A 10,465-nucleotide genomic window follows, 5' to 3' on the forward strand; every position below is an offset into this window, starting at 1 on the left:
GCTTTTACATTGAGTCAGGAAAATAAATTACCAATTGTGGTTTTCGATATGAATAAAAAAGGCAATTTGCTTAAAATTTGTGAAGGAGAAAACGTTGGAACAATAGTTAATATATAGTTTAGAAGTTTAAAACTTTTTAAACCCACAAACCACAAACAATAAAATAACATGGAAGAAATTGAATTTATTATTGACGAAACAAAAGAAGCAATGAATGGTTCGGTTGAGCATTTAGAAAAATCGTTTTTAAATATTCGCGCCGGAAAAGCTTCGCCTCAAATGTTAGGAAGTGTTTTTGTAGATTATTATGGTTCACAAACGCCACTTTCTCAAATTGCAAATGTAAACGTTCCAGATGCTAGAACAATTACAATTCAACCATTTGAAAAAACAATGTTGCATACAATTGAAAAAGCAATTATGGTTGCCAATCTTGGTTTTAACCCAATGAACAATGGTGATATTGTTATTATTAGTGTTCCACCATTAACAGAAGAACGTCGTCGTGATTTGGTAAAACAAGCCAAACAAGAAGCCGAAGACGCAAAAATTGGTATTAGAAACCACAGAAAAGATGCCAATTCTGATATAAAAAAATTAGAAAAAGATGGAACTTCTGAAGATTTATGTAAAAATGCAGAAGACGATATTCAAAAACTAACAGACAATTTTATTAAAAAAATTGAAGAACATTTGGTTCATAAAGAAGCCGAAATTATGAAAGTTTAATTTTATAGTTAAAATATAATTAAATCCGTTTCGTTTTATTATTGAGCGGATTTTTTTATTCCTATTTTTGTAATGATTCTAAATTTTAAGAATCTATAAACTAAAAAGTTTAATGAGAAATTTTTGGATATTTCTATTGATTTTATTTTGCAATTTTACTTTCTCTCAAAAAGTAATGAAAGGTCAAATCATTGATTATGACACTACTGTACCAATTGCATTTGCAACTATTACTTATAATAATAAAACCATAGCTTCAGACTGGGAAGGAAAATTCACTTTAGAAATAAAAGACGACAATAAACCAATCTTGTTTTCATACAAAGGTTATCACGATAAAACCTATTATAAAACTGTTGGTGCACCATTTTTATTAATGAAAATGGTAAACAACAACACACTTAAAGATAAAGAAATTTACTCAGAAAACGAAGTGAATTTAATTATCAAAAAAGTAATAGATAACAAACCAAAAAACCAACCAGAAAAGGCACTAAACACATTTGAGTACAAAAATTATGAGCATTTATTGGTTTCGGCAAATCCAGATTCTATTTCAAATAAAATTGATACTATTTATAAAAAATCATTGTTTGGAAAAACAAAAATTAAATTAGACTCAACCAATTATAAACTTAAAAATCTAGTTGAAAACCAACATATTTACCAAACCGAAAAAGTAAATTTAATTCAATTTAATAATAAAGGAACTAAAGAAACTATTATTGCTTCGAGAATGGCTGGTTTTAAAAAACCATTATATGAATATCTTGGCCTGAATTTAGTTTCGTATTCTTTATATAATAACGAATTAGATATTTTGGAAACTCCAATTAGAAATCCAATTTCTAGTTATGGTAGAAAATTATATGTTTTTAAAATTATTGACACTGTAAAAATTCAAAATAGAACTGTTTATAGAATATATTTTCAACCTAAAAAACTAAATTCCAACAAACTACGAGGATTATTGTATGTAGATGCTGAAAATTTTGGAATTGCAAAAGCATTTTATAGAATTTATGGAATAATAAATATCAATGCTACATATACTTTTAATTATTTAAAAGAACATCAGCTTTGGTTTCCTGAAAAAAGGAAATTTATAGTTGTAAAAGGTAATAATAGTGAAGATTTAAAACTTTTTGGAGGAACAATAAAATTTAATTCAAGTTTAGAAGGAATTAAAAAAGATGCTTCAGATCAATTGTATTTAAAGCTAGAATCTATTCCGTATGATATTAAAATTAATAAATTGGTTGCTTTTAAAATTCCAAGCATAAAAATCGATGTTCCAGAAGTAAGCATGTCTAAACCAGATTCTTATTGGAATTCATTGAAGAAAGATTCGCTCGATTCAAGAAAAATTAGAACCTACACCAATTTAGACAGTTTGTCTGTAGCAGAAAATATTGAACAAAAATTATTTTTAGGAAGGAAAATTTTTAATGGCTATTTACCTGTAAACATTGTTGATTTAGATTTAAAATCATTAATAAAATATAACAACTATGAAGGTTTTCGGCTAGGAATTGGTGGTGTTACTAACAATAAATTATCCGAAAAATATAAAATTAGTTTTAATGTTGCTTATGGTTTTAAAGACGAAAAATTTAAATTTTTAATTTCGCCTTCCTATTTAGTTAGCAAAGAAACCAATACTTGGATAACTGCTTCTTATGCAGATGATTTAAGTGAAATTGGGCAAATTCAATTTGCAACACAACCTCGACGTTTTAAAATCTATGATCCACGACCTATAAATATTTCTACATTTTATAATTATAAAACTTTTTCTTCCTTTATAGAAAGTAAATATATACCAAAAACCGATGCTTATTTTGGAATTGCAAGAAGTGAAATCTTGCCACTTTTTTATTATAATTTTGTTTCAAATGGCTATTTATACACTAATTTTAATATCACAACAGCGCAGTTTGCCATTCAATGGAATCCTTTTAGTGGTTATATGCAAACGCCAAACGGAAGATTAGAAATTGAAAAGAAGTTTCCTAAATTCTCTTTGCAATTAACAAAATCTTTTGCAAATGTTGTTGGAAGTGATTTTGATTTTACCAAAGTTGATTTCAAGATATCACATGAAATACCTTATTTATCTGGACAAAACACTTCATTTCTATTGCAAAGCGGATTTGCTTTTGGAGATGTTCCATTGACACATTTATACAGTATTGCACCCAATAATTTAAATAGAGAAACACTTTTTAGAAGAATAACTTTTGCAGGAAAAAACAGTTTTGAAACAATGTTTTTTAATGAATTTTTCTCAAGTAAATATGTTGCATTTCATGTAAAACACACTTTTAACAAAGTAAAATTGGCATACAAAATCAAACCTTTAATTTCTGTAGTAACAAGAATGGCTTGGGGAAATTTAGACAATCAAGAAAAACATGTTGGTTTTCAATATAAAACTTTAGAGAAAGGTTTTTTTGAAAGTGGTGTTGAAGCCAATCAAATTTTTAAAGGTTTTGGACTTACATTTTTTATGAGATATGGACCAAATGCTATTCCAAAATTTGAAGATAATTTTGCTTTAAAATTAAGTTATGTTTTAGATTTTGGTTTTTAGAGTTCTTAAATAATTGATTGTATAGTTTGAAGAAAAAGTTCTCGATGCAATTTTCAAAGCACTACATTTTATTAAATTTGTAATTTTACTTAGCTTTAAAAATCACTCGAACTGACGAAAATAATCAAGGTTTAATAATCAAAACAGAAGGAACTGTAATCAACCAAACGCTTTGAGAATCAACTAATTCTTTCCAACTTTCTAGCGATATTATCATTAAATCTTGCTTGGCTAGAAATCCTGCTTTCATATTGTTTTCGGTTAAAACTGAAATATTTTCTGGATAGGTTTTTTGAAGGTTTTCAATTTCTAATTCAATATTTTGGTTTGATTTTACTTGATTATCAATATCTAAAACCGTTATTTTAGAATCGTTGTTATAAATTAATTTTTGAGCATAATCAATTAAAAACGAATCATCTGCAGAGAATATAGGAATAAAAACATCATTTACAACACTTAATTCTTTATCAATTAAAATCCCGAGTGGCATTTTACTTTTAGAAATTATCAATCGTGTTCTATCATCAAATGGTGAATTTTCAAACAACCCTTCTTTTCCTGTAAATTTGTCCAATAAACGGTCTGGATTGATAATTCTTGTTGTAAATCCTAATACTTTTCCAAGCAAAGTTCCTTCAAATATAGATTTTCCTAATCCTACCAAAACCAAATCAAAATTTCCTCTTGTTGCAATATCGGTAATATCGGTTTCAATATCAACTGTTGCCTTGAAAATAGTTGTTAATTCTTGATTTAAAGATTTAGATTCTGCAAGTATTGGCGCAAAAGCTTCTTGTTCGTATTCTTCAAGATTGTAGGCGTGCATTTCATCTGATAATGATAAATGCAAAGCAGTTACATTGGTATTTTCTTTTTGTTTTTTTACAAAACTATTTGCCAAATGCAACAAAGATTTTCCTTTTTCATTGTTTCCAAATGATATTAAAATATTAAAATTACTATTACTAATTTCTTTTGGAATTAATACTTCTTTACGTTTAAAAATATAATTTATTATATCTATTGCTGGACCGGTCATAAAAGTAGTAACCAATGCCATAATTACCATCATTGTAAATATTTCTCTAGACAAAACGCCCAAGTCATAACCAATATTTAGTACGACCAATTCCATCAAACCTCTAGTATTCATTAGCGCACCAATGGTTAAACTGTCTCGCCAATTCTGACCAACAAATCTTGCAGCCAAAGTACTACCAAGAAATTTACCAACAACAGCAACCAGAATAATAAACCCAGTTATTTTCCATAAATAAGGATCGTTTATCAACCCAATTTCTGTTCGTAATCCAGTGAAAACAAAAAATAAAGGAAGTAATAAAATAAGTGCAACATCTTCAACTTTTTCTATAATGATATTTCTAATTTTAGTGATATCTGGCATAATTGCACCTGTTAAAAAAGCACCAAACAAAGCGTGAATTCCAATAATTTCTGATAAATAAGATGAAATAATTAAAGTCAATAAAAATATTGCAACAACTGGTTTGCTTAAATTATCTCGAGTTGCATATAAATCACCAACTTTTTTCAAGAACGGTTTTACAATAAAAAGCATTACTAAAACATAACTAAAAGCCAACATTATTACATATATTGAACTTGCAAAACTTCCAGCTTTTACAATAGCTATAACAGCTGCAAGAATACACCAAGCGGTAATGTCATCGGCAGCAGCACAAGTAATTACAATTGCGCCAAGCTTGGTTTTATGTATACCTCTTTCCTGCACAATTCTTGCCAAAACAGGAAACGCAGTGATACTCATTGCAATTCCCATAAACAAACTAAAGGATAAAAAAGCAACACCTTTTGGAGCAAATTCATTGTAAACATAGTAAGCCAACCCAATTCCAAGTGCAAACGGAAAAACAATACTTGCGTGACTAATTACAACTGCATCATTGGCTTTATTTTTTAAAACCTTTAAATCCAGTTCCATTCCAACAACAAACATAAAAAGTATTAATCCTATTTGGCTAAGAAATTGCAAATTACCAAGTGATTCTTTAGGAAAAAGTAACATTGAATATTCTGGAAGATACATTCCAACAACTGATGGTCCAAGAAAAATTCCTGCAATAATTTCGCCAATTACCGATGGTTGACCAATTTTTCTAAAAAGCCATCCAAACAATCTGGCTACAATAATTATTGTAATTATTTGAAGTAAAAGTATCGCTAACGGATGTTTAAGATTATGAATAATTGATTCTGAAAACTGATTAAAATAAGTAGCTTTAGATATTGGAGATATTACATTTCTATGGATTTCTAGCAGTTTGCCTTTAGATACAATCCAAAAAATTAATGCAGTAAATCCGCCAGTTACAATAATATAAAATAATCCGTTTTTTAGATTCCTCATTCTTTATTAAAGCTCTTTTTTTGAGCATTACAAATATGAGAAAAATTGAATCATAAATTGTAAAATCAATATAATTTTAACGTGAAATTTAATGTGAAATAATATTGATGTTTTTTTAGGTAAAAGTTAACGTCAAGTTCTTTTGTATTAAGTGGTTTTGATTACCTTTGCACTCGTTTTAATTTTTATAATGAAAAAAATAAATAATCCTGATTTTTGGGGATTTATCGCAAGAATTGTACTTCGAAATAGAATAACAATTCTAACAATCATTGGATTAATCACAATCTTATTTGCTTTGCAATGGAGAAATATTCGTTTTTCATTTACTGAGGCAAACCTTCTTCCTGATGATAATGTTGTAAATGTTGAATATAATGCATTCCTAAAAGAATTTGGCGAAGAAGGAAACATGATTGTTGTTGGTGTAAAAGACGACACTTTTTTTTCGCCAAAAGCATTTGTTGCTTGGAATAAATTAATGAATGAATTAAAAACTCATAAAGAAATAGATTTAGTTGTTTCTATCGGTGATTTACAAAAACTTCAAAAAAACGATTCGCTACAAACTTTTGAATTAGTTCCTTTTGTTGATAAAAACAAGCTTACGAACAAAGATTATCTTACTTCAATAAAAACCGATTTGTTTAATAAAATGCCTTTCTATGAAAGTTTATTGTTTAATAAAAAAAATGGAACCATACGTTCTGCAATTTATCTTGACAAAAAAATTGTAAACACTCCAGAACGCAAGAACTACATTTTTAACGATTTTATTCCAAAAATTGAAGCATTTGAAAAAGAAACCAAAATAGATTTACACGTTTCTGGAATGCCATATATTAGAACTTTAAATGCCCGAAGTATTACTGATGAAATAAGTTTGTTTATTGGAGCAGCGCTTTTAATTACTTCGTTGATATTTTATTTCTTCTTTCGTTCTTTTAAAACAACATTAATTTCAATATGTATTGTTGTAGTTGGAGTTATGTGGTCTTTTGGAATTTTAGGATTATTAAATTATGAAATTACTGTTCTTACAGCATTAGTTCCTGCATTGGTTATTATTATTGGTGTTCCCAACTGTATTTTTCTTACCAACAAATACCATCAAGAATGTAGAATTCATAATAATCAAGCTAAAGCTTTGGTTCGCGTTTTGACAAAAGTTGGAACTGCTACATTAATTACAAATCTTACTACAGCATTTGGTTTTGCAACTTTTATTGTAACTAATAATGAATTGCTAAAAGAGTTTGGAGTTGTTACATCGCTAAATATTATGGCTTTGTTTCTATTATGTTTGTTTGTAATTCCTATACTTTACAGTTATTTGCCAATTCCTAAAGAAGAACATTTAGATCATTTAGAACGAAGTTATGTTGTTACATTTATGGATTGGATGCAAAAAATCATCAAAACCAATCGAACTAAAATTTATATTGTAACTGGAATTTTATTTGTATTAAGTAGCATAGGAATTCTAAAAATGAAAACCTCTGGAAGTTTGATAGAAGACATGCCAAAAAAATCAGCTTTTTTTCAAGATATTTTATTTTTTGAGAAAGAATTTGATGGTGTAATGCCACTAGAAATTACTATTGACACTAAAAGAAAAAAAGGTGTAATGAAACTTTCTACCTTAAAAAAAATGGATGAATTGCAAACTGCAATCGAAGAAATTCCTGAACTTTCTAAACCTATTTCTATTCTAAATTTGGTAAAATATTCTAAACAAGCATACTATAATGGTAATCCCGAGTTTTATGCATTACCAACATCGCAAGAGCAAAATTTTATTTTAAGTTATGCTAAAAATGCCACTAAAGATTCTAAAAATAACATAATGAAAAGTTATGTCAATAAAACAGGACAAGTTGCAAGAATTACAACTTTCATGAAAGATATTGGCACAGGAAATATGCAAAAAATTGAAGATAAATTACAAGCCAAAATTGATAAAATTTTTCCTTCAGACAGGTATAAAGTTACAATGACAGGAAAAGCTTTGGTTTTTGAAAAAGGTACAAAATATCTTTTAGATAATTTAATTTCGTCATTATTGTTGGCAGTTTTCATTACTGCAATGCTTATCTTATTTATGTTTCGCTCAGTAAAAATGATATTTGTTGCATTGATTCCAAATTTATTACCATTACTTGCAACAGCAGGAATTATGGGGTTTTTCAATATTCCATTAAAACCATCAACTATATTGGTTTTCGGAATTGCATTTGGACTTTCAGTCGATGATACAATTAGGTTTTTATCACAATATCGTCAAGAATTAGCCAAAAACAATTGGAAAATAAAAAAATCTGTTTTTGCTACACTTAAAGATTCTGGCTTGAGTATGTTTTATACTTCAGTAGTACTTTTTGCTGGGTTTTCAATATTTATGTTATCAAGTTTTGGAGGAACAATTGCTCTTGGTGGATTAATTGCAGTAACTTTAATCTTCGGAATGTTATCAAATTTAATGTTGTTACCAGCATTGGTATTAACTTTAAATAAATCATTGGCTAACGAACAAGAATTTATTTCTCCAAAAATAGATGTTTTAGAACATGATGAAGAAGACATCAATTAGTTAATAATCAACTTTACTTTATATTGTTTTTGAATTTTAATATTTGGAAATAGTTTTAATTTTACAATTCGCCTAGTTATTTTCTCTTTTTTGTGATATATTTGCCTAGTTATTTTCTCTTTTTGTGATAAAATTCGGCTATGAAAAATGATAAAAAATACTTTAAAAGACTTATAGACAATTTATTATCAACATGGAAATATGATGATAATAAGAAACCACTTCTGTTACGAGGCGCAAGACAAGTTGGAAAATCATCTGCAATTAGAAATTTAGGGAAATCATTTGAACATTATATTGAAATTAATTTTGAAGAAAATACAGCTATTCAAAAACTTTTTGATGGTGTAAATTCTATTGAAAATATATGTTCAAAACTAGAAATAATATACAGTATTCCTATAATTGAAGGCAAAACATTACTTTTTTTAGATGAAATTCAATCTTGTGAAAATGCTATTTTGTCGTTACGCTTTTTCTATGAAAAAATGCCAAATTTGCACGTTGTTGCTGCTGGATCACTTTTAGAATTTGCTCTGCAATCACTTCCGTCATTTGGTGTTGGAAGAGTAAGAACGCTTTTTGTTTATCCTTTTTCGTTTGATGAATTTTTAATTTCTCTAAATGAAAATAAATTATTAGAACTTAAAAATAATGCTAATTCTAACAATCCGTTGGATGCAATTTTTCATCAAAAACTCACAGACTATTTTAAGCAATTTTTAATTATTGGAGGAATGCCAGAAGTTGTAGCAAGATATGCTCAAAATAAAAAGTTAAGTGAAGCACAACAAATATTAGACGATTTAATCATTTCGTATAAAAGTGATTTCGTAAAATACAATAAACGCATACCTTCTGATAGAATAAACGAAGTATTTGAAGCGGTTTCTAAACAAATGGGGAATAAATTTATTTACACAAAAGCAGGAAATAATTTATCTCATATTCAAATAAAAGAAGCTTTACAATTATTAATTCTTGCAGGATTAGTAATTCCAGTTACACATACTTCTGCAAATGGAATTCCACTTGGTGCAGAAATTGATTCAAAAAAACGTAAAATGCTTATTTTAGATACAGGTTTATTTCAAAGAATATTAAATTTAGATATTTCAACAATAACTCTCGAAGAAAATTTAAATTTAATTAATAAAGGTGCAATTGCAGAATTGTTTTTTGGTTTAGAATGGTTAAAATACAGTAATCCATTGACACAAAATCATCTATACTATTGGCATCGAGAAAATAAAACAGGAAATGCAGAAGTCGATTATGTAATTCAAAAACAGAACAATATAATTCCTATAGAAATTAAATCTTCTAATAGTGGATCAATGCAAAGTTTACGAATATTTCTGTCCGAAAAGAAAATTTCAAAAGGTATTCGATTTTCATTAGAAAATTTTTCAAGCATGGAAGACGTTACAATTTATCCATTATATGCAGTAAATAATTTTTTCAATTCTTAAATAAAATATTACTTTTTATAAAAATCAATTTAAACTATATTTGCAACTTAGAGTTATATTAAAATCTCAGTAAAAATGAAACATACTAAAGTTAAAGAATTACTAAACAGTACATCAACTTTAAACGAAATAAATGCCAAAGGTTGGGTAAGAACTTTTAGAAACAATCAATTTATTGCATTGAACGATGGTTCTACAATTAATAATATTCAATGCGTAGTAGATTTTGAAAACACATCAGAAGAAACTCTAAAAAGAATTACAACTGGCGCAGCAATATCAGTAACTGGAGCTTTGGTAGAAAGTCAAGGCGCAGGACAAAAATATGAAATACAAGTTTCTAAATTAGAAATTCTTGGCGATTGCGATGCAGAAAAATTCCCGATACAACCTAAAAATAAACCAAGTTTAGATTTCCTTCGTGAAAATGCTCACTTGCGTGCAAGAACAAATATGTTTGGTGCAATTATGAGAGTTCGTTCGGTACTTTCATTTGCAGTTCATAATTATTTTCAAGAAAAAGGATTTGTATATGTAAACACACCAATCATAACTGGTTCTGATGCCGAAGGTGCAGGCGAAATGTTTAAAGTTACCGCTTTACCATTTGACAACACACCAAGAACCGAAGATGGAAAAGTAAATTACAAAGAAGATTTCTTCGGAAAAGAAACCAATCTTACCGTTTC

The 10,465-nt window shown here is 28.0% G+C and carries 6 protein-coding genes and 1 pseudogene; 6 read left to right on the forward strand and 1 reads right to left on the reverse strand.

The features are described 5' to 3' along the window. From pyrH to ACH2BO_RS02530, 3 genes and pseudogenes are all read left to right on the forward strand, one after another. A pseudogene (gene pyrH / locus ACH2BO_RS02520) lies at window positions 1-117 on the forward strand (UMP kinase); the annotation flags it as partial. A 51-nt stretch (window positions 118-168) separates the two neighbouring features. Next, window positions 169-729: a ribosome recycling factor gene (gene frr, locus ACH2BO_RS02525; protein ID WP_395043187.1), complete on the forward strand. Its 561-nt coding sequence runs from the start codon at window positions 169-171 to the stop codon at window positions 727-729. Between the two features lie 175 nt (window positions 730-904). Further along, window positions 905-3,322 (forward strand): DUF5686 family protein, encoded by a 2,418-nt coding sequence (locus ACH2BO_RS02530; RefSeq protein ID WP_395043188.1) that lies wholly within the window; start codon window positions 905-907, stop codon window positions 3,320-3,322. 124 nt (window positions 3,323-3,446) lie between these two features. On the opposite strand, the gene ACH2BO_RS02535 is transcribed toward ACH2BO_RS02530, so the two are convergent. Continuing rightward, window positions 3,447-5,714, reverse strand: a complete 2,268-nt coding sequence (locus ACH2BO_RS02535; protein ID WP_395043189.1) for a cation:proton antiporter — start codon at window positions 5,712-5,714, stop codon at window positions 3,447-3,449. A gap of 190 nt (window positions 5,715-5,904) precedes the next feature. Between ACH2BO_RS02535 and ACH2BO_RS02540 the strand changes: the two genes are divergently transcribed. From ACH2BO_RS02540 to ACH2BO_RS02550, 3 genes are all read left to right on the forward strand, one after another. Continuing rightward, complete coding sequence (locus ACH2BO_RS02540; protein WP_395043190.1) at window positions 5,905-8,304, forward strand: RND family transporter; 2,400 nt, start codon at window positions 5,905-5,907, stop codon at window positions 8,302-8,304. Between the two features lie 140 nt (window positions 8,305-8,444). Continuing rightward, a complete protein-coding gene (locus ACH2BO_RS02545) occupies window positions 8,445-9,776 on the forward strand; it encodes an ATP-binding protein (RefSeq protein ID WP_395043191.1) in 1,332 nt (443 codons plus the stop codon). 75 nt (window positions 9,777-9,851) lie between these two features. Beyond that, a partial coding sequence (locus ACH2BO_RS02550; RefSeq protein ID WP_395043192.1) for an OB-fold nucleic acid binding domain-containing protein occupies window positions 9,852-10,465 on the forward strand: 614 nt, incomplete at its 3' end.

The organism is Flavobacterium sp., from assembly GCF_043773265.1.
Classification (GTDB): domain Bacteria; phylum Bacteroidota; class Bacteroidia; order Flavobacteriales; family Flavobacteriaceae; genus Flavobacterium.

Coding starts and splice junctions, on each gene's coding strand:
- frr (WP_395043187.1), top strand. CDS start 169: ATGGAAGAAATTGAATTTATTATTGACGAAACAAAAGAAGCAATGAAT.
- ACH2BO_RS02530 (WP_395043188.1), top strand. CDS start 905: ATGAAAGGTCAAATCATTGATTATGACACTACTGTACCAATTGCATTT.
- ACH2BO_RS02535 (WP_395043189.1), bottom strand. CDS start 5,714: ATGAGGAATCTAAAAAACGGATTATTTTATATTATTGTAACTGGCGGA.
- ACH2BO_RS02540 (WP_395043190.1), top strand. CDS start 5,905: ATGAAAAAAATAAATAATCCTGATTTTTGGGGATTTATCGCAAGAATT.
- ACH2BO_RS02545 (WP_395043191.1), top strand. CDS start 8,445: ATGAAAAATGATAAAAAATACTTTAAAAGACTTATAGACAATTTATTA.